22 protein-coding genes and 1 riboswitch are annotated in these 20,866 nt (G+C 53.2%); of the genes, 13 read left to right on the top strand and 9 right to left on the bottom strand.

Annotated elements, in window-relative coordinates; translation table 11 throughout:
- Positions 1–13: 13 nt before the first annotated feature.
- Positions 14–904, top strand: a complete 891-nt coding sequence (gene malG, locus AC1MKH_RS01335) for a maltose ABC transporter permease MalG (protein WP_015966340.1) — start codon at positions 14–16, stop codon at positions 902–904.
- Positions 905–999: 95 nt separating this feature from the next.
- Here the strand turns inward: malG and psiE are convergent, their stop codons facing one another.
- Positions 1,000–1,410 (bottom strand): phosphate-starvation-inducible protein PsiE, encoded by a 411-nt coding sequence (gene psiE / locus AC1MKH_RS01330; RefSeq protein WP_015966341.1) that lies wholly within the window; start codon positions 1,408–1,410, stop codon positions 1,000–1,002.
- A gap of 195 nt (positions 1,411–1,605) precedes the next feature.
- On the opposite strand from psiE, the gene AC1MKH_RS01325 reads away from it, so the two are divergent.
- Positions 1,606–1,863: a hypothetical protein gene (locus AC1MKH_RS01325; protein ID WP_442961933.1), complete on the top strand. Its 258-nt coding sequence runs from the start codon at positions 1,606–1,608 to the stop codon at positions 1,861–1,863.
- A gap of 47 nt (positions 1,864–1,910) precedes the next feature.
- Here the strand turns inward: AC1MKH_RS01325 and AC1MKH_RS01320 are convergent, their stop codons facing one another.
- The 5 genes from AC1MKH_RS01320 to pgi all read right to left on the bottom strand — a co-directional run bounded on the left by AC1MKH_RS01320 (position 1,911) and on the right by pgi (position 7,786).
- Complete coding sequence (locus AC1MKH_RS01320; protein WP_276222174.1) at positions 1,911–4,007, bottom strand: YjbH domain-containing protein; 2,097 nt, start codon at positions 4,005–4,007, stop codon at positions 1,911–1,913.
- Positions 4,007–4,744, bottom strand: coding sequence for a capsule biosynthesis GfcC family protein (locus tag AC1MKH_RS01315; protein WP_276222176.1), 738 nt, complete (start codon positions 4,742–4,744; stop codon positions 4,007–4,009). The genes AC1MKH_RS01320 and AC1MKH_RS01315 overlap by 1 nt, the downstream gene beginning before the upstream one ends.
- A complete protein-coding gene (locus tag AC1MKH_RS01310; RefSeq protein ID WP_276222178.1) occupies positions 4,741–5,379 on the bottom strand; it encodes a YjbF family lipoprotein in 639 nt (212 codons plus the stop codon). Before AC1MKH_RS01310 ends, AC1MKH_RS01315 begins: the two co-directional genes overlap by 4 nt.
- A 63-nt stretch (positions 5,380–5,442) precedes the next feature.
- Positions 5,443–5,685 carry an exopolysaccharide production protein YjbE gene (yjbE, locus tag AC1MKH_RS01305; protein ID WP_015966345.1) on the bottom strand — a complete coding sequence of 81 codons (243 nt, stop codon included), beginning with the start codon at positions 5,683–5,685 and terminating at the stop codon, positions 5,443–5,445.
- A 451-nt stretch (positions 5,686–6,136) separates the two neighbouring features.
- Positions 6,137–7,786 (bottom strand): glucose-6-phosphate isomerase, encoded by a 1,650-nt coding sequence (gene pgi, locus AC1MKH_RS01300; protein ID WP_276222182.1) that lies wholly within the window; start codon positions 7,784–7,786, stop codon positions 6,137–6,139.
- 234 nt (positions 7,787–8,020) lie between these two features.
- A riboswitch (Lysine riboswitch) is annotated at positions 8,021–8,215 on the top strand.
- An 85-nt stretch (positions 8,216–8,300) separates the two neighbouring features.
- Between pgi and lysC the strand changes: the two genes are divergently transcribed.
- Entirely contained in the window at positions 8,301–9,650 is a 1,350-nt protein-coding gene (gene lysC, locus AC1MKH_RS01295) for a lysine-sensitive aspartokinase 3 (RefSeq protein ID WP_253898245.1), read from the top strand.
- A gap of 50 nt (positions 9,651–9,700) precedes the next feature.
- Here lysC and AC1MKH_RS01290 read toward each other — a convergent pair whose 3' ends face one another.
- Entirely contained in the window at positions 9,701–10,486 is a 786-nt protein-coding gene (locus AC1MKH_RS01290) for a nucleotidyltransferase domain-containing protein (RefSeq protein WP_276222186.1), read from the bottom strand.
- Between the two features lie 5 nt (positions 10,487–10,491).
- On the bottom strand, positions 10,492–11,619 hold the full coding sequence (locus AC1MKH_RS01285) for a slipin family protein (RefSeq protein ID WP_276222188.1): 1,128 nt from the start codon (positions 11,617–11,619) through the stop codon (positions 10,492–10,494).
- Positions 11,620–12,069: 450 nt separating this feature from the next.
- Between AC1MKH_RS01285 and rtcR the strand changes: the two genes are divergently transcribed.
- The 5 genes from rtcR to AC1MKH_RS01260 all read left to right on the top strand — a co-directional run bounded on the left by rtcR (position 12,070) and on the right by AC1MKH_RS01260 (position 16,045).
- Complete coding sequence (gene rtcR, locus AC1MKH_RS01280) at positions 12,070–13,650, top strand: RNA repair transcriptional activator RtcR (protein ID WP_276222190.1); 1,581 nt, start codon at positions 12,070–12,072, stop codon at positions 13,648–13,650.
- 117 nt (positions 13,651–13,767) lie between these two features.
- Positions 13,768–14,709 (top strand): ketopantoate/pantoate/pantothenate transporter PanS, encoded by a 942-nt coding sequence (gene panS / locus AC1MKH_RS01275; protein WP_276222192.1) that lies wholly within the window; start codon positions 13,768–13,770, stop codon positions 14,707–14,709.
- A 152-nt stretch (positions 14,710–14,861) separates the two neighbouring features.
- Complete coding sequence (locus tag AC1MKH_RS01270) at positions 14,862–15,434, top strand: hypothetical protein (RefSeq protein WP_276222194.1); 573 nt, start codon at positions 14,862–14,864, stop codon at positions 15,432–15,434.
- 85 nt (positions 15,435–15,519) lie between these two features.
- Entirely contained in the window at positions 15,520–15,693 is a 174-nt protein-coding gene (locus AC1MKH_RS01265; RefSeq protein ID WP_276222196.1) for a hypothetical protein, read from the top strand.
- A 79-nt stretch (positions 15,694–15,772) separates the two neighbouring features.
- Entirely contained in the window at positions 15,773–16,045 is a 273-nt protein-coding gene (locus AC1MKH_RS01260; RefSeq protein WP_276222198.1) for a YjbD family protein, read from the top strand.
- Here the strand turns inward: AC1MKH_RS01260 and rluF are convergent, their stop codons facing one another.
- Complete coding sequence (rluF, locus tag AC1MKH_RS01255) at positions 16,046–16,918, bottom strand: 23S rRNA pseudouridine(2604) synthase RluF (RefSeq protein ID WP_276222200.1); 873 nt, start codon at positions 16,916–16,918, stop codon at positions 16,046–16,048. It abuts the gene before it with no gap.
- Between the two features lie 348 nt (positions 16,919–17,266).
- Between rluF and AC1MKH_RS01250 the strand changes: the two genes are divergently transcribed.
- From AC1MKH_RS01250 to AC1MKH_RS01230, 5 genes are all read left to right on the top strand, one after another.
- Positions 17,267–18,214, top strand: coding sequence for a sugar-binding transcriptional regulator (locus tag AC1MKH_RS01250; protein ID WP_276222202.1), 948 nt, complete (start codon positions 17,267–17,269; stop codon positions 18,212–18,214).
- A 71-nt stretch (positions 18,215–18,285) separates the two neighbouring features.
- Positions 18,286–19,092 (top strand): SDR family oxidoreductase, encoded by an 807-nt coding sequence (locus AC1MKH_RS01245; RefSeq protein WP_015966354.1) that lies wholly within the window; start codon positions 18,286–18,288, stop codon positions 19,090–19,092.
- 9 nt (positions 19,093–19,101) lie between these two features.
- A complete protein-coding gene (locus AC1MKH_RS01240) occupies positions 19,102–19,509 on the top strand; it encodes a mannose/fructose/sorbose PTS transporter subunit IIA (protein WP_276222205.1) in 408 nt (135 codons plus the stop codon).
- Positions 19,509–20,003 (top strand): PTS sugar transporter subunit IIB, encoded by a 495-nt coding sequence (locus AC1MKH_RS01235; RefSeq protein ID WP_276222206.1) that lies wholly within the window; start codon positions 19,509–19,511, stop codon positions 20,001–20,003. The genes AC1MKH_RS01240 and AC1MKH_RS01235 overlap by 1 nt, the downstream gene beginning before the upstream one ends.
- Positions 20,004–20,068: 65 nt before the next feature.
- Entirely contained in the window at positions 20,069–20,866 is a 798-nt protein-coding gene (locus tag AC1MKH_RS01230; RefSeq protein ID WP_276222208.1) for a PTS mannose/fructose/sorbose transporter subunit IIC, read from the top strand.

Here is a 20,866-nt window from a genome sequence, read left to right as displayed (position 1 = left end):
GGAGATAACGACAATGGCTATGGTACAACCGAAATCTCAGAAACTGCGCTTGTTTACAACGCACCTGTTACTCCTGATCTTCATCGCGGCAATCATGTTCCCGCTGCTGATGGTTATCGCCATTTCACTGCGCGAAGGTAACTTCGCCACCGGGAGCCTGATCCCGGAAAAAATCTCCTGGGAGCACTGGCGGCTGGCGTTGGGCTTCAGCGTAGAACACGCTGATGGCCGCGTCACACCGCCACCCTTCCCGGTTCTGCTGTGGTTGTGGAACTCGGTGAAAATTGCAGGCATCACTGCGATTGGCATCGTCACCCTCTCCACGACCTGTGCTTACGCTTTTGCCCGCATGCGTTTCCCGGGTAAAGCGACACTGCTGAAAGGGATGCTGATTTTCCAGATGTTCCCGGCAGTGCTCTCTCTGGTGGCGTTGTACGCGTTGTTTGACCGTCTGGGCCAGTACATTCCGTTTATCGGCCTGAACACCCACGGCGGCGTGATTTTCGCTTACTTAGGCGGTATCGCGCTGCACGTCTGGACGATTAAAGGCTACTTCGAAACCATCGATAATTCGCTGGAAGAAGCGGCGGCACTGGATGGCGCAACCCCGTGGCAGGCATTCCGCCTGGTGCTGCTGCCGCTCTCCGTACCGATTCTGGCGGTGGTGTTTATTCTGTCGTTTATCGCCGCCATCACCGAAGTACCGGTAGCGTCACTGCTGCTGCGTGATGTGGACAGCTACACCCTGGCCGTTGGTATGCAGCAATATCTCAACCCACAAAACTATCTGTGGGGCGACTTTGCCGCAGCCGCTGTGCTCTCTGCCATTCCGATTACCGTCGTGTTCCTGCTGGCGCAGCGCTGGCTGGTTAATGGCCTGACGGCAGGCGGTGTGAAAGGTTAATACCCTCGTTCTACCCTCCCGGAAACGGGAAAAGCCACTGCAATCCTCGACTTAACTTGTGACTGTTGTTTGGCGCTCTTCGGAGCGCCATTTTTTTATTCCCGTTTCAGGCGTTTGGAGTTACACAACCACAGGGTGATCACCAGCAACAGGATCGCTCCGGAGTAGATCAACACGTCAAGCGGCGAGGTGTGATCGACGATGATCAGGCGCACAATCGCGGTGATCCCGATATAGATAAAGTAGCGTAGCGGGAAGTGAAAACCGGACTGAAAGTACTTCACAATCAGTGCGATAAATTCAAAATAGAGGAAATAAACCACCAGGCCTTCCACCAGCTCGTATTTGCTGGTGCGCTCAGGCGCAAAAAGCACGTCGGCTAAGTGCAGCGTCTCTTTGCCGAGAAAGATGACCAGAATCATACCAAGGCAGAGTAGCCCAAGGTTGAGGACAGTCTGTAAGATCGTCGAGATAAACTCGACGCGTGGACGGGGGAGTGATGTCATGGCGGCATCTCCTGTTCAGGCTGAGCCTCTTGTATAACGCAGAAATGTGATCTGGATCTACATTTTTTGCTTATACCCAATTTATCACACCAATAACAATCACCCTTTTAGGTGATTTTTTAGCCTGATTAATGCGAGATAATGATGCATGTTCCTGCGGGAACATTCTTCTAATCGTTTGATAAGGTGGTGAAAATGAAGCGGTATTTTACTACTCTGATGTTATCAACGTTGATGACCTGCTCTTATGCTTCCGCCGTTGGACTGGATGAAGATTCAGAGTCCTCTGCGCTACCCACAAGCAACGTTCATAGCCCACTAAAAGGGCAATCAGCCAAAATTGCCGAGATTCAGGCGTATCCTGATAGCCATGTAACACCGTGTTATCGCATCTACATACCAGACAGGAAGCCGGGCATAAACTGTATTCCTGATGCCTCTACCGGGCATTAGTGATATGACGTGCCAGCCTCAGGGGCTGGCACTTTCAACAAAAGTGATTACCTGAAATTCATACTCTTATCGCTGGTAATCCCATACAAATCAAACTTGCGCCCCAGCTTCTGGCCGCCATCACGGGTCAACGGTACCCAATTCACCGCGGCACGGCTGCGGGTGGCGCCGGAGGAGAAGAGATCCAGCGGCACAGAGACATACACGCCTTTGGTGAACTCCCCTTCCCCATATTCATCACCGGAAACGTTGGTGATGGTAGCGTAGCCCCCGACCACCACGCCGCTGTCGAAGTGTTTAGAAATATCGAGCGTGCCGCCCTTATCACCCGCCAGATACTGGCCGACGCTGGCTTTCACCAGAACATCCTGAGCAAACGGCGGCGTCCAGTAAGCGGTGAGATGCCCGGTCTTCACGCTGTAGTCGGTGAATTTCATCATGTCCTGCGCGCTGCGCCAGTCACGTTGTTTCACGTAGTTGGCGTCGATACCCACCGCCCAGTTGCTGTCCACCGGGCGATAAAGCGCTTCGACGCCCGCACCGCCGAACATGGTTTCCAGATAGCCGCCGTAAACCTGGCCGTAGAAATTATTCCCCAGATACTGGAAATAGTTGGCCTGGAGATTGTTCACATAGACGTTATTCTCAACGTATTCACGTACGTGAGTACGCACACGCGGCAGTTTCGAGTCGATCGGCGGGTTGGTGTAGTTAAACTTGTCGTAGTTGTTGGCGATGTTGGCAAACAGGCTGCCACTGGTCAGCAGGTGGTCGGTCACCCACCAGTCCGCCGTGCCCATCACACCCAACTGGTACATGTAGAAACTTTCCGGCCCACCGACCGACTGACTCAGCACCGGGTCGATATGGAAATCGAAGCTCGATTTGTCGATATACCAGCCCTGCTCGGTGGTTTCCGGCACGATCGGCGTGACGCGTTTCTGCTCCAGCGGCGTTTCGTGGCCGAGCGGTTCGCCTTCCAGATGACGTTGCAGGCTGGCGACGTTAGTTTCCGTGGTCACCTGCGGCATGTTGAGGCGATTTTCGGTAATGCGGATGGTGCGAATGCCTTCCGGCAGATCGTTCATGATGATGCGATTCGCCCGATCGATGCCCTCGCGCGAGTCGCGATATTTCACCTGCTCGCCGGTGACGTAGAGCGTATCGCCTTTAGTTTGAATATTCGGGTCGGCAAATCCGGCGTTATATTTCAGCAACGTGAGCTGGTTCGCTACCACTGAATGTTGCAGAATCGGGTCCTGCGGCTGCGGGCGATATTTTGGCCGCGCGTTGTCGTTGTAAGACGGACGCAGGTCGTTGAAATTCGTGCGCAGGGTGAAGCCAAACATCACGGTATTCCCGCGCTCATAGCTCAGGTTAACGTCGGCCCAATCCGCAACGCGATAAATAGCGCCGACGTTAAACTTGCTTTTCTGGTCCAGTTTTCCGGCAAAATCCTGCTGGTAGTTATTGCCTTCATACTCCAGCTTCAGGCGCAATGGCTGCCAGGGCGTTTGATATTCTACCCCGCCAAAAAACGCCGCCGGGCCACGAAACATCTGGCTGCTGTCCATCGATCCCGCTTCGCGGTAGCTGTTGTCGCGGTGGCAATATTTATCGCTGTAAGAGCAGAACGGGTTGGTGGCGTTGCCGCTGGTACCCAGATAGCCCCAGCCCATTCCGAGGGAGAAATCGAACGGCCCCCAGGCTTTGTTGGCAACGATATATTCCGAGTCAAACAGCCCGGTACCGCCGATGTCGCGCGCGCCGACGGAGACCTGCGGCATCCAGTAACTTTCTTCCCACAGGCGCAGCTTCAGGTCGAAGGCTTTATCTTTATAGGTTTGATCGCCCGAGAACGCATCGACGCTGCTGTATTGTTTGGTTCGCACGTCGGTATAACGCAGCGTCGTTTCCAGCCACGGGAACAGTTGCACGGAGGCAGAGTAGTAGCGGTACTGATCGTTATCGCGATAGTTAAGGCTGATTTCCCCTTCCCGCGCCATTCGAGCGGTAGGCGTTTGCAGCAGGCCGACGCCGCCAAAATCAGACTGCGAAGGGCCAATGGGCGCCGGATACGTTTCGGCATGGCACGCGGCGCTGACGCCCAGCGCCAGCAGGCTATAGAGGTATTTTTTCTTCATTAATCAGGTATCCGCTGCGACAGGGAGCGAAGAATGGCGACGTTGAGTTCATCGTATTTCTTCGTCCACAGTGAATCGGCAAAGCCAACAAACACGATGCTGCCGGGCATCGGCTCAATATGACGTCGGTTCCAGTAGGCGATGGGGGCCTTCAGCGTGCGGCCATCGGGATAAATCACCCACGCGTAGCTGCGCTCGCCGCCGCTCAGTCGATCAACCTCTTTGAGATAGCTGGCAACATCGCGACCGGGCGTAAACGCCACTTTGCCGGGGCGATTGATCAAACCGAGAAGCGTAATCGTCGAGGGTTCATTGCCCACCCACAGGCTGTATTTCCCCTGAAGCGGCGGATTTTTCCCTTCGCCGATGCGAACCTCATCCGGGTCCAGCGAGACAAACTGTCGCCCCGTGACTTTGATAGCCTGAAGCTGCTGGCGTAAGGCGTTAATGGCGGCAGCATCGGTTCCGCTCGCCTCCATCGCCGCGCGGCTTAACGCGGCAAGCAATACCTGATGCTGTTGCTCGGCAACCGTAGTCGCCTGCTGTTCGGCGATCACCGCGCCGCGCCACCAGCTTCCGGCGAGTCGTGGTTGTGCGACGAGATCCGCCAGGTGATCGGCGTTGGTCAACGTGAGTGTTTTTGCCTCGCCTTCACGATGAACATCCACTGTACCTGCTGCGAAAGCGCCACCCGAGATGGCGCAGAAAAGTCCTGCGATGAGCGTGATTTTTTTCATTGTTTTGCGGCCTTGATCAGGGTCGTTTTCACCGGGAAATAGCCCGCCCCAAGGTATTGTTCTGATTGTCGAATCTGGCCTTCGTCATCAATCCAGAAGCGGTTGCGCCAGTTTGTTTGGTCGGTGGTCACCGTTTCTTCCAGCACGCGGACCGGCGTCTCGCTTCCGGCTAAGGTCAGCGTTTCGCGCTCGCCCCAGTGGAAGGTGGAGTGCGCGGTGGCGTAGCGCACCTGGCGGTGTTCGGTCCATCCCATGGTGCGCGTCCAGCTTGCGTCATCCACCACCTGATTAGGTTTGGCTAACGGGTCGCTGGCGAGATTGTTAACATCCAGCAGGTTATCGCCCGCCAGTTGCGTCTTGACGATACGACCGTGCTGCGTGACCAGCGTGGCCTGATCCTGCGTCACCCACTTGTGCTGGCCGTTTTCCGAGTAAGCCAGCGCCACAAAAATCTGCGGGCCGTTATTGAGCTGAATGTACTGGCTGGCGTAGGGCATATTCTGGATATCGTCCGCCGTGAGATGCACACCGGGCGTGCCGAACAGGCTATCCCATAACGATTTTCCCAGCCCTTTTGTGCTGGATGAACACGCCTGAAGCAGCAGGCAAAGAGTGATAATGGCAAGTCGCTTCACGACGTTTCTCCGAAGGGGCAAAATAACCACACCGAAGTGTGGTTATGGGTAAACGCACCCGTATTACTGGGTACTGGTGGTTGTGGTGGTCGTGGTTCCGGTATTGGAGCCATCACCGCCACCTGTCGCTGCCAGCGCGACACCCACCGCAGAACTCACGGTGCTGGCGCTGGTCGCGGTAGAACTCCCCGCGGAGACAGACGTCGCCGCAGAGCCCGCCGCGTCACCGGTTTCCACCGGTGCTGCTGACGCGGATGCCGCCGCAAACGCAGATATGGCAAAAATGCCATAGAGGATTTTCTTCATAACAATTTCCCTTCATTGAATAAATGGAGGTACATACCCTGGGAATTCCGGGTTGCAGAGTGAAAGTCGGCATGAAATACATGCGTGGCTCACGCACATACAACCTGAAAATAAGCGGGTATACCTGAAATATTCAGGCGTCATCGAGTATACACAACTCAATACCGGGAATTAGCGTTGGGGGAAGTGAGCAAGGGATTTTAAGAAAATGAGAAAAAAGAAACAGATAAGTATTATTTATTGATTATAAAGAACATTAAATCAACAGGTTACGATTTGTGTTCTTTTTATTACCCTGCGTAATATCCGAAAATGAGACCTTATTTAATTCAGGTCTTTTTATGTTTTAGGAATATGCTCATCGGTAATTTTCAGCTGAGATCACGGACAAGGGGATTTATCCGATAAAAAAATGCCGGCTATTACGCCGGCATTTTCAGATTAAGACGACTTATGCACGCCAGGATTTATAACGGTTAATCAGGCCGTTGGTAGAGCTGTCGTGGCTGCTAATTTCGCTACCATCTTTCAGTTCCGGCAGAATACGGTTTGCCAGCTGTTTACCCAGCTCAACGCCCCACTGGTCGAACGTGAAGATGTTCAGGATAGCGCCCTGAGTAAAGATTTTGTGCTCATACAGCGCAATCAACGCGCCCAGGCTGAACGGGGTGATTTCGCGCAGCAGGATGGAGTTGGTTGGGCGGTTGCCTTCGAACACTTTGAATGGCACCACGTGTTCCAGCGTTGCCGGATCTTTACCCTGATCGCGATATTCCTGTTCAACCACTTCGCGGGATTTGCCGAACGCCAGCGCTTCGGTCTGGGCGAAGAAGTTAGACAGCAGTTTCGGGTGGTGATCGGAAAGCGGGTTGTGAGTGATAGCCGGCGCGATGAAGTCACACGGAACCATTTTGGTGCCCTGGTGAATCAGCTGATAGAACGCGTGCTGACCGTTAGTACCCGGCTCGCCCCAAATGATTGGGCCGGTCTGGTGCGCCACTTTGTTGCCGTTGCGGTCAACATACTTACCGTTGGACTCCATGTTGCCCTGCTGGAAGTACGCCGCGAAACGGTGCATATACTGGTCGTACGGCAGAATCGCTTCAGTTTCCGCGCCGAAGAAATTGTTGTACCAGATGCCGATCAGCGCCAGCAGAACCGGCAGGTTTTTCTCAGCAGGCGTGGTGGAGAAGTGTTTGTCCATCGCGTGCGCGCCGGAGAGCAGCTCCACAAAGTTGTCGAAGCCCACGGAGAGAATGATCGACAGGCCGATAGCTGACCACAGAGAGTAACGGCCGCCCACCCAGTCCCAGAACTCGAACATGTTGGCGGTATCAATACCAAACTCGCCCACCGCTTTGGCGTTGGTAGAAAGCGCCGCGAAGTGTTTCGCCACGTGTTTCTGATCGCCCGCAGTCGCCAGGAACCAGTCGCGCGCGCTGTGGGCGTTGGTCATGGTTTCTTGCGTGGTGAAGGTTTTAGACGCCACCAGGAACAGGGTGGTTTCCGGGTCAACGGTTTTCAACACTTCCGCGATGTGGGTACCATCGACGTTAGACACAAAGTGCATATTCAGATGATTTTTGTACGGACGCAGCGCTTCGGTCACCATGAACGGGCCGAGGTCGGAACCGCCGATACCAATATTGACCACGTCGGTGATCGCTTTACCGGTGTATCCTTTCCAGCTACCGGAAATGATGGCTTCAGAGAAACCTTTCATTTTATCCAGCACAGCGTTAACTTCCGGCATCACATCTTTGCCGTCAACGATAATCGGGGTATTGCTGCGATTACGCAGCGCCACGTGCAGCACGGCGCGGTCTTCGGTGCGGTTGATCTTCTCACCGGAGAACATCGATTTAATCGCGCCGCTCAGATCGGTCTCTTTCGCCAGATCCTGCAGTTTGCTCAGCGTCTCTTCCGTAATGCGGTTTTTGGAAAAATCCACCAGCATCAGATCGTCAAACGTAGCGGAAAACTTGCTGAAACGGTCGCTATCTTTGGCAAACAGCTCGGCAATAGTGACATCTTTCATTTCATCGAAGTGTTTCTGTAGTGCCTGCCACGCAGCGGTCTGCGTTGGGTTGATGTTTTTCATTAGCAATACCCTTCTGATTTGAGAATCGTTACTGCCCTCGATTGTAGCGCCAGTTACAAAAATTTGTGATCGTTTTAGTGTTACAGGCAACAAACAAGGCATAAAGTCGCAAAAAGTATAGCTGTCATAAGTGTTTTTTCTGACACCCCTTTTTGCATGAAAAATCCGCATAACCCCAGCGTTGACAGGGGTGGCTTAAGCCTTTATTTATAAAGGCACTACCTGCACATGGCGCAGGCCAGAAGAGGCGCGTTGCCCAGGTAATCGTATTTCAGGAGCCAGTCCGCGAAAGATACGTGAGGGGGAGTAACGCCGAGGTGGCTGAACGCCTGGTCACGTTCGCTATCGGCTACAGGGGCTGAATCCCCTGGGTTGTCACCAGAAACGTTGGCAGTCCGGCGTTTCGCAAGGTGGAGCACTTCTGGGGAAATCGTAGTTTCTGCGTCCCCCTGTATACCGCTCTTCCCTTGTGCCAAGGCTGAAAAAAGGAACCCCTGACACGAGGCAGTACACAATGACAGATTTTGTCGTCGCCAAATTTGGCGGCACCAGCGTAGCCGATTTTGATGCCATGAACCGCAGCGCGGACGTGGTCCTCTCCGATTCCCGCGTCCGTTTAGTGGTGCTTTCCGCCTCCGCAGGCGTGACCAATCTGCTGGTTGCGCTGGCCGAAGGGCTGGAAGCCACCGAACGCTTCGCCAAACTTGATGCCATCCGCAAAATCCAGTTCTCCATTCTGGAACGCCTGGCGAACCCGAACGTGATCCGAGAAGAAGTGGAACGCCTGCTGGAAAATATCACCACGCTTGCGGAAGCGGCTTCTCTGGCCACCTCAACTGCGCTGACCGATGAACTGGTCAGCCACGGCGAGCTGATGTCCACCCTGCTGTTCGTTGAAGTGCTGCGCCAGCGGGATGTGCAGGCGCAGTGGTTTGACGTGCGTAAAGTGATGCGCACCAGCGATCGCTTTGGCCGCGCCGAACCGGACGTTGCCGCGCTGGCCGAGCTGGCAACCCAGCAACTGGCCCCGCGTCTGGCGGAAGGCATGGTCATCACACAAGGCTTTATCGGCAGCGAAGCCAAAGGCCGCACCACCACGCTGGGCCGTGGCGGCAGCGACTACACTGCGGCTCTGCTGGGCGAAGCGCTGCACGCCACCCGCGTCGATATCTGGACGGATGTTCCGGGCATCTACACCACCGACCCGCGCGTCGTCCCTGCCGCTAAACGCATTGATGAAATCGCCTTTGAAGAAGCTGCGGAAATGGCGACCTTCGGCGCGAAAGTGCTGCACCCGGCCACGCTGCTGCCGGCCGTGCGCAGCGATATTCCAGTGTTTGTTGGCTCAAGCAAAGATCCGAAAGCGGGCGGCACGCTGGTGTGCAACAAAACGCAGAATCCACCACTGTTCCGCGCGCTGGCTCTACGTCGTAAACAAACGCTGGTAACCCTGCATAGCCTGAATATGCTGCACTCGCGCGGTTTCCTGGCGGAAGTTTTCGGCATTCTGGCGCGTCATAATATCTCGGTCGATTTAATCACCACCTCGGAAGTGAGCGTGGCGTTAACGCTGGATACCACCGGTTCAACCTCCACCGGCGATACGCTGCTGACTCAGTCGCTGCTGATGGAGCTTTCCGAACTGTGCCGCGTCGAAGTGGAAGAAAATCTCGCGCTGGTCGCGCTGATTGGGAACGACCTCTCTAAAGCCTGCGGTGTCGGCAAAGAGGTATTCGGGGTGATGGAACCATTCAACATCCGCATGATTTGCTATGGCGCATCCAGCCACAATCTGTGCTTCCTGGTGCCAGGTAGCGAAGCCGAACAGGTTGTGCAGAAGCTGCATCAGAATTTGTTTGAATAAATTGGCACCGAATATTGCCCGACAAGCGTTATCGCTTTCGGGCAATTTGTTCATGCCATCACCGTTTGATAAAGCAGTTTATCAAGCGCGCTGACATTTCCCGTTCGGGCATCTGGCAACGCAGGCGTCACTTCGCCTCTCGCCAGTTCCGAGTGGATGAATGCATGCAACAACGGACGCCGCATGCCATATTCCGCTTCACCTGCGCGCATTTTACGCATCAACAATTCGTCTATCTCCCGACGCAATGACACCTCCAGATCGCTACCTGCCAACAACTCGGCAAAGCGCATCGGTGGAGCACCTTTTCCCGCTTCAATCCAGCGAACTGCCAGCAGCGGACGCAGTACATAGAAGTATTTTTTCAATCTGACTTCATCCCCCTGCAAATAACCACGAAAGTTTTTCCGCGCCATTGAGAGGTAGTGCCAGCGTGCGCGAAGCGGTGAGAACCAATGAGGGATCTGCTCTTTCAGCGCCGAAAATGTCACATCGTCCTGCCGATAAACGATTGGCGAATCCAGCCATTCGATAAGCGTCGGATTTGCCCCTTTCAGTAGCCCAAGAGCCTTACGCCACTCCCAACCACAAACATCCAGTTCATCATCTATCGGCAGTTCGATCACATCTCGCTGGGGCTCAACCCGCAAATACCATTCCGGCGGGTGAACATATAAAAAGCGCACGTCGTAATCACTATCAGGCGAGGCGAACCCCCAGCCCCGGCTACCGGATTCACAGGCAAAAAGCACCCTTACATCATAACGGCGCTCCACCTCTTCGAGCTGTCGTAACACCCGCTCGCGCATCGCGCCGTTAACGCCGTTATTCATCATTTACTCTACCCTTTTATATTCACTAAACCGTGTAGCACCTGGTCAAGACCGCCAAAGACCGAGATTTTATCGATACGCTCAGCCACCTTTTCTAAGGTCTCCATTTCCTTGAGTCGCAGCGCAACCGGGTTGTTTTCCATGACTTTGGCTGTGTTTAAAAGCGAACGCGTTGCAGCCGTCTCCTCGCGTCGACGGATAACGTTCGCCTGCGCCGATTTCTCGGCTTCAACGACTTTCGCCAGGATGGTTTTCATTTCGCCCGGCAGCACAATGTCCTTCACGCCTAAAGACGCGATTTCAATACCCAATGGCGCCATACGGGCTTTCACCTGTGCGCTCACCACCTGATCGATAACCTGCTTATCTTCCAGCAATTCATCAAGCGTGCGTGTTCCCACGGCTTCACGTAGCGCGAATTGCAGCTCGCGGTACAAGTGATCTATCGGTTTCGCCAGTTGTCCAAAAGCCTGTAAAACATCCTGATAACGCCAGTTAGCCGCCAGATTCAAACGCAGATTCACTTTGTCTTTGGTCAGAATCTCCTGCCCGCCCACTTCCAGAACCTGAAGTCGGGTATCGACCGCCTCTGCCTCCACAAGGTGATTCACCTTCCACCAGGCACTCAATCCGGGTGACAGCAATGCCTGTGTTTCACCATCAACTTTTAAAACCCCCACATGCCATGCAGCGATAGATACCGTGAGAATAATATCGCGCCCTTTTACCGCACCACTGCGTCGTGGCTGTAACACCGCGTTCATGACCTCCGCAGGGACCTGAACCTGCCGCGTATCCATACGCATCACGTGCATCTCCTCAACAGGCTTCCAGTACAAACGACGTGTGGAAGGCGCGAGAATCTCCTGCAACACGCCATTGATATACAAGGCACCCGCTTCAGAATCGGTTAAATCCGCGATCACGCAGTAGCGTTCAACCCATTCTGGCTGATAGCGACGCAGCCAGTTCGCCAGTACTTCAGGCACCTCACCACCGTCCAGGTTTACCACCAACACATCCGGCGTGGTGAACCAGGATAAACGATGTTCGCCTGCTTCCAGCACGCTGTAGTAATCGCCATTTTTTGCCAGTAATCCCAACTGACCTTTTCGTATTGTGATTTTCTTCGTCATTTTCTGTTCCTTTTTAAAACCAGGTGCGAGTGCAGAGGCGAAGCGACAGGGAAACTCCCTTTTGCCTGCCGCACGGCATCATTACCGGCAGCCTGTTTTGCGAATTGCCACCTGCACAATCCACGGTTTTGTTCGATGAATAACAACCAGTGTTCATTGAGTAAATGAATCGGGAATCGAACCCTTGCGTGTCATCGACTGAGACGGAACGCTCTCGGGAAAACAGCTTCAGCTGTTCCTGGGGCGCCGGCGGGGTTTTAATCCCCTGCATTTTCAGCACGTTGACCTATGACGTAATTGCCAGAAGTGTGCCAGAAGAAGAAAATCACGATAAATATTTATAATCATATGATTAATAATGGTTTTATTTTTTCTGTCCGTAACAGGCATTGCCTGCCCGTCAGGAAAATTTTATCTTTTGATATCGATATTTATTTTTATGGATAAACCATGAAAAAACGGCGGGTGGTGATTGGCGTCCTGGGTACAGTCCTGGATAAACGCGGCAAGCGAGCAAACCGATTTAAGAAATGGCGGCCCACGGTAGGATTATGCCAGCAGGCTGATTTCCCCATAGACCGCCTGGAATTACTCCACCAGCCACGAGATGAAAACATGGCGCAACGGCTGGCAGAAGATGTTGCCCTGCTCTCGCCTCGCACCGATGTGCGTCCACATACCGTGATGATTAATGACCCGTGGGATTTTGAAGAGGTTTACGCCGCCTTTCTCGACTTTGCGACGCATTACCCTTTTGATACCGAGAATGAAGAGTATCTGGTGCATATCACCACCGGTACGCATGTGGCGCAAATCTGCTGGTTCCTGCTCACGGAGGCTCGCTATCTTCCCGCCAGCCTGCTGCAAACCAGCCCGGCGCCGAAAGGTTCATCTGATGAAGCCATCGCAGCAGGCGAGTACTCGGTTATCGACCTTGATTTAAGTCGTTACGCCACCCTGACCAGTCGTTTTCAGCACGAACAGCAGCAATCGGTCTCTTTTCTGAAAGCCGGTATCGAGACGCGAAACGCCACATTTAACAAACTGATTGACCAGATTGAGCGCGTGGCCCTGCGTTCCAGTGCGCCGATCTTGCTTACCGGGCCGACCGGTGCCGGGAAGTCATTTCTGGCAAAACGGATATTTCAGCTTCGTCAGTCGCGTCATCGGGTCGACGGAAAATTCGTGGCCATCAACTGCGCCACATTGCGCGGCGATAACGCCATGTCCACGCTGTTTGGGCATGTCAAAGGCGCATTTACCGGCGCATTAACGCCTCGCGCCGGTTTGCTGCGGGAAGCCGATGGCGGCGTGCTATTTCTTGATGAGATCGCCGAACTGGGGCTGGACGAACAGGCAATGCTGTTAAAAGCCATTGAGGAAAAAACCTTCTTCCCATTTGGCTCTGATAAAGAGGTGCATAGCGATTTTCAACTGATTGCCGGCACCCATCGCGATATGCGCCAATGGATCGCCGAGGGGCGTTTTCGCGAAGACCTTTACGCCCGTATTAATATGTGGAGTTTCGCACTGCCAGGACTGATACAGCGGCGGGAAGATATCGCACCCAACGTTGAGTATGAACTGGGGCGATTTACGCGTGAACAACAATCACAGGTGCGTTTCGATAAAGAGGCGCGTGAGCGTTACCTCTCCTTTGCCTGCTCGCAACAAGCAGTATGGCGTGGAAACTTCAGGGAATTAAGCGCATCAATCACGCGTATGGCAACACTTGCAGAGAAGGGGCGCATAACGCTCGCTGTCGTCGATGAAGAAATTGCTCGCTTAAAGGCAGAGTGGCAAACCACAGGTGAAACGACAATCGTTAATCAGGAAATTGATCTCTTTGATCAGCGCCAACTGGAGACCGTTCTGGACGTATGCCGTACCAGCGCATCGCTTTCAGAAGCAGGAAGAATGCTGTTTGCTGTCTCCCGGCAGAAAAAGGCCAACCCTAACGACGCCGATCGATTACGTAAATATCTGGCACGTTTTGGATTGAGCTGGGAGAGTATTCACAGGGGAACATGAGCATAATTTGTTTGAATAATCCCCTTCCTCGCGATAAACAATACCTATGGCCGGGCTCGAACCCGGCCATTTTTATAACAAACAATGCAAACACAACGCTATCGCAAGGAATACAACATGCTCGCTGTTCTGACCCGGCTGTTCCCGTTATGGGCGCTGCTGCTCTCCGTTATTGCTTATTACACGCCGCCCACCTTCACAGCCATCGGCCCGTGGGTGCCGACTCTGCTGATGCTGATTATGTTCGGCATGGGCGTACATCTCAAAGTGGACGATTTTAAGCGCGTGCTTTCACGCCCGGCACCGGTGGCGGCGGGGATTTTTCTGCATTATCTGGTGATGCCGCTCGCCGCCTGGCTGCTGGCGCTGCTGTTTAAGATGCCCCCGGAGCTTTCTGCCGGGATGGTGCTGGTTGGCAGCGTGGCGAGCGGTACAGCATCCAACGTGATGATTTATCTGGCGAAAGGCGACGTCGCGCTGTCGGTCACCATTTCCTCTGTTTCAACGCTGGTTGGCGTAATTGCCACGCCGTTGCTCACCCGTCTGTACGTCGATGCGCATATTCAGGTTGATGTAATGGGCATGCTGCTGAGCATTCTGCAAATCGTGGTGATCCCTATCGGCCTGGGGCTGATTGTGCACCACCTCTTCCCGCGCGTGGTGAAAGCCGTAGAGCCTTTTCTTCCCGCCTTTTCGATGGTGTGCATTCTGGCGATCATCAGCGCCGTGGTGGCCGGTTCGGCCTCACACATCGCCTCGGTCGGTTTTGTGGTGATTATCGCCGTCATTCTGCACAACACGATTGGCCTGCTCGGCGGCTACTGGGGTGGGAAACTGTTTGGCTTTGATGAGTCCACCTGCCGCACGCTGGCGATTGAAGTGGGGATGCAAAACTCCGGCCTCGCGGCTGCGCTGGGTAAAATCTACTTCGGCCCACTCGCGGCGCTGCCCGGCGCCCTGTTCTCGGTGTGGCACAATCTTTCCGGCTCACTGCTTGCGGGTTACTGGTCCGGGAAGCCGATTGATGAGAAGGCGCGGGATGCGGTGAAAGAGGGATGATTTGCGGCCCGGTGAGGTGAACTTGCCGGGCTTTATGCTCTGTCCAGAAATTCTTTGCGAGGCGCTTTCCGGATTTTTATTGCAAATCTCGTGTAGATAACGCTCCGCGATAAGATTCGTACAAGGATCGCTGGCAGAGGGATGCAGCACGGATGAGCAACTTATCAATTCATGAAATTCATCATTACTGTCTTAATATCACTCAGGAAATCATTCTGATTTTGGGATGGCGCTCCATTTCGGTAGACATCCAAAGCGCAGAAGATAAATCTCTGTTAGCTGCGGGGGTTGCAGATAGTTCTCTCAACTGGTCATGGGGGATACGCCATTATTGCGGTGGTATCAGCAACGGTATTTTGGATATCCATCTCAAGCTCACCGACCGATCAACACCGGGTTCGCTGCATGCGGTTATCCTCTGTAAGTACGATTCCAGAAGAAATGAATTCGCAATTTGTATGCTGGAAAACTTTATTGCGCATGAAGTGAGTATGCTAACGGGAAACATCCTGACGATTGCCCTCATCTACTCAACCACTTTTTGCGACATGCTCGGATTAAGCGAGGTTTTCATTTGTGATCCGGTTCCGGACGCTCAGCCGCGTTATCGTGCGTATGACTTTGCACAAGTCGCCAACGGCTATAATAAAATGTCTGCTGAAGTCATTGATATAAAAGAGACCATTCGAAGAAGAACGCTCAACGCACAAGATATTGCGTACTGAATGTCGCGTTATTCTCCCTATTTGTGATGCGAACTATTTTCAGTTAAAGTGATGTTCGATGGACAAAATTCATACAGGAGTCATCATGACCATAACCCATAAAAAAATTGATGCCGTCGACGTCAGGGCTGCTGCAACACGTGCCTTAGCATTTTGGTCAACCATTGATGGCCGTAAGCTCGCTGCAATCGGCCAAAACGAAAAGTCGATGGATATCATCGGGCCGGAAAAGAAAATACACTACGCTCGCCTCGCCTGACCTGGCGATTCGATTAAACCATTCTGCTCTCAGCTAATTTCCCGTACACTGGACTCTCTGGCTAACTGAGGGCACCATCATGGCACTCCCCCGCATCACCCAAAAAGAGATGACCGAACGCGAGCAGCGTGAACTGAAAACGTTGCTTGATCGCGCCCGTATCGCGCATGGCCGCGTGTTGACCAACGCCGAAACCAACAGCATCAAGAAAGAGTACATCGATAAGTTGATGGTTGAGCGTGAAGCTGAAGCGAAGAAAGCCCGCCAGTTGAAGAAAAAGCAGGCTTATAAACCGGATGCGGAAGCGTCGTTTTCCTGGTCAGCAAGTACGCCAACGCGCGGCAGACGCTGATTAACGTCCTTTCTTTTTACGCCCCGGCGAGTTAAAACGCTTACCGTTGGACGCCGGGCGGCCCCCTTTTTCAGCGGTTTTTTCCATCTTCACCACCGGGCGTTTAATGCCCGCCGTTTTCGGTTTGGCCTTCGCCTTTGGCTTCGCTTCCGAAGAGGAGCCTTCGATAAGTTTAAACAGGTCGATGAGCTCATCGTCGGTTAAATCACGCCACTCGCCCAGCGGAATACCGCTTAAGCTGACGTTCATGATGCGCGTACGTTCCAGTTTCTTCACTTCATAGCCAAAGTGCTCGCACATGCGACGAATCTGACGGTTCAGGCCCTGTACCAGGGTGATGCGAAACACAAACGGTGCTTCTTTTTTCACTTTGCACTTCTTCGTCACCGTCCCAAGAATCGGTACGCCCGCCGCCATGCCGCTCACGAACTCATCCGTCACCGGTTTATCTACCGTAACCAGATACTCTTTTTCGTGATCGTTACCGGCACGCAGGATCTTATTGACCAGATCGCCGTGGTTGGTGAGGAAAATCAGCCCCTGAGAATCTTTATCCAGGCGGCCAATCGGGAACACGCGCTTGCTGTGGTTGACGAAATCGACGATGTTATCGCGCTCGCCATCTTCCGTCGTGCTGACAATGCCCACCGGCTTGTTCAGTGCGATCAGCACCAGATCTTCTGCCTCGCGTGGCTCAATCAACTGACCGTTTACTTTTACAACGTCGCCAGGCTTCACCTGATCGCCAATGGTGGCGCGTTTACCGTTAAGGAAAACGTTACCTTGTTCGATATAGCGATCGGCTTCGCGACGAGAGCAAATTCCGCTTTCGCTGATGTATTTATTTAAACGGATGGATGAGTCGGGCAGCATAAGTTCTCCTCTAAAACGCGGAATATACCTTACCTCTTAGCGAGGAAAAACAGGGTTATGCGGCAACGTCGAAATTAAATGTGATCTGCCGCGCCTTTTATCACAAAAGTGTCGCCGCAAACCGGCTGCAATTTTGCGTAGCCAAAACCAGGATAATCAAGGCATTACGAATTTCTGCACACCTGTGCTGATGACTGCTACGAACAGAAACAAATGTGCAAGAGAAAGCGCCATTTCAGCCCGCGCAAAGAGTGAAAAATCGCTTTTAAAGGCTAACGGGATGGGGTTATATCAGATCAAGCGGTTAAAAAGCGTATTTGCACAAATGTGCAGAACCAGGAGGCGGCAATGGAAAACAGTGACGATATCCGTTTGATTGTGAAGATTGCCCAACTCTATTACGAACAGGATATGACGCAGGCACAAATCGCACGCGAACTGGGGATTTATCGGACCACCATCAGCCGCTTGCTTAAGCGGGGCCGCGAGCAGGGCATTGTCATCATCGCCATCAACTACGACTACAACGAAAACCTCTGGCTGGAGCAGCAGCTGAAGCAAAAGTTTGCCCTGAAAGAAGCTGTGGTGGTGTCGGGGCACGATGAAGAGGAAGACGTGCAACTGGCGGTGATGGGGTTACACGGCGCGCAGCTGTTGGATCGCTTGCTGGAACCTGGCGATATTGTCGGTTTTTCCTGGGGCCGCGCGGTACGCGCACTGGTCGAAAATCTACCGCAGGCGGCGCAATCCCGGCAGTTAATCTGTGTGCCGATTATCGGTGGGCCGTCCGGAAAACTTGAAAGCCGCTATCACGTGAACACATTAACCTACGGCGCGGCGGCGAAGCTGAAAGGGGAATCGCATCTCGCAGATTTTCCTGCCCTATTGGATAACCCATTAATTCGTAATGGGATCATGCAGTCTCAGCACTTTAAAACCATCTCGGCCTACTGGGATAATCTGGATGTCGCCCTAGTGGGGATTGGTTCCCCGGCCATTCGCGATGGCGCTAACTGGCATGCATTTTATGGCGGCGAAGAGAGTGACGACCTGAATGCCCGCCAGGTCGCCGGCGATATTTGCTCACGCTTTTATGATATTCACGGCGTAACGGTCGATACCAATATGAGTGAGAAAACGCTCTCAATCGAAATGAATAAATTAAAGCAGGCACGTTATTCCATCGGCATTGCCATGGGCGAAGAAAAATACAGCGGAATTATTGGCGCACTACGCGGAAAATATATTAATTGTCTGGTTACGAATAGCGACACAGCGGAACTGTTACTGAAATAAAAAATCTGCCCGACTTTTACCGTAATGAAAAATTACGGCGGGCCTCTGTTACCTAAAATCAGGAGTCTGTTATGCAAACGTGGTTAAATTTGCAGGATAAAACCATTATTGTCACCGGCGGCGCATCCGGCATTGGTCTGGCAATTGTGGAAGAATTATTAGCACAAGGCGCAAACGTGCAGATGGCCGATATTCACGGTGGCGACGGTCAATATGAAGGTCATAAAGGCTATCAGTTCTGGCCGACCGATATTTCCAGCGCCAAAGAGGTGAATCATACGGTCGCTGAAATTATCCAGCGCTTTGGCCGTATTGATGGCCTGGTCAACAACGCTGGGGTCAATTTCCCGCGTCTGCTGGTCGATGAGAAAGCGCCTGCTGGTCAGTATGAATTAAACGAAGCGGCATTCGAAAAAATGGTCAATATCAACCAGAAAGGCGTTTTTCTGATGTCACAGGCAGTGGCGCGACAGATGGTCAAACAACACGATGGTGTGATTGTGAACGTCTCCTCGGAAAGCGGGCTGGAAGGCTCAGAGGGCCAGAGCTGCTACGCCGCCACCAAAGCAGCGCTCAATAGTTTCACCCGCTCCTGGTCGAAAGAGCTGGGTAAACACGGTATCCGTGTGGTCGGCATCGCGCCGGGAATTCTGGAAAAAACCGGGCTGCGCACGCCGGAATATGAAGAAGCGCTGGCGTGGACGCGCAATATCACCGTTGAGCAACTGCGCGAAGGCTACACCAAAAATTCCATTCCTATTGGGCGTTCCGGAAGATTAGCAGAAGTAGCTGATTTTGTTTGTTATCTGCTGTCCGAACGCGCCAGCTACATCACCGGAGTAACCACTAACATCGCGGGCGGCAAAACGCGCGGGTAAGGAGGCTTTATGGTCAATGCCATTTTTTGCGCCCACGGCAAATTAGCCTGCGCCATGCTGGAATCGGTTCAGATGGTATACGGCGACGCCAATGTCGAGGCGGTTGAATTTGTACCCGGCGAGAACGCCGGAGACATCGTGGCAAAGCTGGAAAAGTTAGTGAGTATTCACAATCAGGACGAGTGGCTGATTGCCGTGGATTTACAATGCGGCAGCCCATGGAATGCGGCCGCGACGCTTGCAATGCGTAACCCGTGCCTGCGGGTGATCAGCGGCCTTTCTCTGCCCCTGGCGCTCGAACTGGTCGATAACCAGGGCAGCATGAACGTTGATGAACTGTGTGAACACCTGACGCAAATCGCAACGCAAACCTGCGTCGTCTGGAAACAACTGGAAACGGCTGAGGAGGATTTCTGATGAACATTACGCTCGCCCGCATTGATGACCGCCTGATCCACGGCCAGGTCACCACCGTATGGTCGAAAGTGGCTAATGCCCAGCGCATTATTATCTGCAATGACGAGGTGTATAACGATGAAGTTCGCCGAACCTTATTGCGTCAGGCTGCGCCGCCGGGAATGAAGGTTAACGTGGTCAATATTGAAAAAGCCGTCGCGGTTTATCACAACCCACAATATCAGGACGAAACCGTTTTTTATCTTTTCACCCGACCTCAGGATGCCTTAGAGATGGTTCGCCAGGGCGTAAAAATCGGCACCCTGAATATTGGGGGAATGGCCTGGCGGCCCGGTAAAAAACAGTTAACCAAAGCCGTATCATTAGATGACGATGATATTAACGCATTTAATGAGTTGAATAATCTTGGCGTCACCCTGGATTTACGCGTCGTGGCGTCCGATCTCTCAATCAATATTATCGACAAAATAAACGAACAGTTAGCTACATATTAAATAATAGCGCCTGTGTACGAATGCTTTAACAGGCAGGGATGACGACACTTAAAAGGTGACAAATAATGGAAATAAGTACCCTACAAATCATAGCAATATTTCTCTTTTCCTGTATTGCCGGAATGGGCAGCGTGCTGGATGAATTTCAGACTCACCGTCCGCTTATCGCCTGTACGGTGATCGGCTTAATACTTGGCGACATCAAAACCGGGATTATGCTCGGCGGCACGCTGGAGCTTATCGCGCTCGGCTGGATGAACGTCGGCGCGGCACAGTCTCCGGATTCCGCGCTCGCCAGCATTATCTCCGCCATTCTGGTTATCGTCGGGCAGCAAAGTATCGCCACGGGCATCGCAATCGCCCTTCCTGTGGCGGCGGCAGGCCAGGTGCTGACGGTCTTCGCCCGCACCATCACCGTGGTGTTCCAGCACGCGGCGGATAAAGCTGCTGAAGAGGCGCGCTTTCGCACCATCGATATTCTGCATGTCTCCGCACTGGGTGTGCAGGCGCTGCGCGTCGCCATTCCGGCACTGATTGTCTCGCTGTTCGTCAGCGCCGACATGGTCAGCAATATGCTGAGCGCGATACCGGAATTCGTCACGCGTGGTCTGCAAATTGCGGGCGGTTTTATTGTCGTCGTCGGCTATGCCATGGTGCTGCGCATGATGGGCGTGAAGTATCTGATGCCCTTCTTTTTCCTCGGTTTTATCGCGGGCGGCTATCTCGACCTCAGCCTGCTGGCCTTTGGCGGCGTCGGCGTGATTATCGCGCTGGTCTATATCCAGCTGAATCCACAGTGGCGTAAAGCCGCACCGCAAACGCAGGCCACCTCTTCCACCGCCCTTGACCAGCTTGACGACTAA

This window comes from Pseudocitrobacter sp. CD920760 (assembly GCF_057782505.1).
This window is presented reverse-complemented; position numbering and strand designations above follow the sequence as displayed.

Excerpts from the sequence above, each read along its gene's own strand:
- rluF (WP_276222200.1), bottom strand. The coding sequence starts at position 16,918 with ATGCTGCCCGACTCATCCATCCGTTTAAATAAATACATCAGCGAAAGC.
- panS (WP_276222192.1), top strand. The coding sequence starts at position 13,768 with ATGCTCGCTGTTCTGACCCGGCTGTTCCCGTTATGGGCGCTGCTGCTC.
- AC1MKH_RS01325 (WP_442961933.1), top strand. The coding sequence starts at position 1,606 with ATGAAGCGGTATTTTACTACTCTGATGTTATCAACGTTGATGACCTGC.
- AC1MKH_RS01265 (WP_276222196.1), top strand. The coding sequence starts at position 15,520 with ATGACCATAACCCATAAAAAAATTGATGCCGTCGACGTCAGGGCTGCT.
- lysC (WP_253898245.1), top strand. The coding sequence starts at position 8,301 with ATGACAGATTTTGTCGTCGCCAAATTTGGCGGCACCAGCGTAGCCGAT.
- AC1MKH_RS01315 (WP_276222176.1), bottom strand. The coding sequence starts at position 4,744 with ATGAAAAAAATCACGCTCATCGCAGGACTTTTCTGCGCCATCTCGGGT.
- AC1MKH_RS01320 (WP_276222174.1), bottom strand. The coding sequence starts at position 4,007 with ATGAAGAAAAAATACCTCTATAGCCTGCTGGCGCTGGGCGTCAGCGCC.
- yjbE (WP_015966345.1), bottom strand. The coding sequence starts at position 5,685 with ATGAAGAAAATCCTCTATGGCATTTTTGCCATATCTGCGTTTGCGGCG.
- AC1MKH_RS01260 (WP_276222198.1), top strand. The coding sequence starts at position 15,773 with ATGGCACTCCCCCGCATCACCCAAAAAGAGATGACCGAACGCGAGCAG.
- rtcR (WP_276222190.1), top strand. The coding sequence starts at position 12,070 with ATGAAAAAACGGCGGGTGGTGATTGGCGTCCTGGGTACAGTCCTGGAT.
- AC1MKH_RS01270 (WP_276222194.1), top strand. The coding sequence starts at position 14,862 with ATGAGCAACTTATCAATTCATGAAATTCATCATTACTGTCTTAATATC.
- AC1MKH_RS01250 (WP_276222202.1), top strand. The coding sequence starts at position 17,267 with ATGGAAAACAGTGACGATATCCGTTTGATTGTGAAGATTGCCCAACTC.
- AC1MKH_RS01290 (WP_276222186.1), bottom strand. The coding sequence starts at position 10,486 with ATGATGAATAACGGCGTTAACGGCGCGATGCGCGAGCGGGTGTTACGA.
- AC1MKH_RS01245 (WP_015966354.1), top strand. The coding sequence starts at position 18,286 with ATGCAAACGTGGTTAAATTTGCAGGATAAAACCATTATTGTCACCGGC.
- pgi (WP_276222182.1), bottom strand. The coding sequence starts at position 7,786 with ATGAAAAACATCAACCCAACGCAGACCGCTGCGTGGCAGGCACTACAG.
- AC1MKH_RS01285 (WP_276222188.1), bottom strand. The coding sequence starts at position 11,619 with ATGACGAAGAAAATCACAATACGAAAAGGTCAGTTGGGATTACTGGCA.
- AC1MKH_RS01230 (WP_276222208.1), top strand. The coding sequence starts at position 20,069 with ATGGAAATAAGTACCCTACAAATCATAGCAATATTTCTCTTTTCCTGT.
- malG (WP_015966340.1), top strand. The coding sequence starts at position 14 with ATGGCTATGGTACAACCGAAATCTCAGAAACTGCGCTTGTTTACAACG.
- AC1MKH_RS01240 (WP_276222205.1), top strand. The coding sequence starts at position 19,102 with ATGGTCAATGCCATTTTTTGCGCCCACGGCAAATTAGCCTGCGCCATG.
- psiE (WP_015966341.1), bottom strand. The coding sequence starts at position 1,410 with ATGACATCACTCCCCCGTCCACGCGTCGAGTTTATCTCGACGATCTTA.
- AC1MKH_RS01235 (WP_276222206.1), top strand. The coding sequence starts at position 19,509 with ATGAACATTACGCTCGCCCGCATTGATGACCGCCTGATCCACGGCCAG.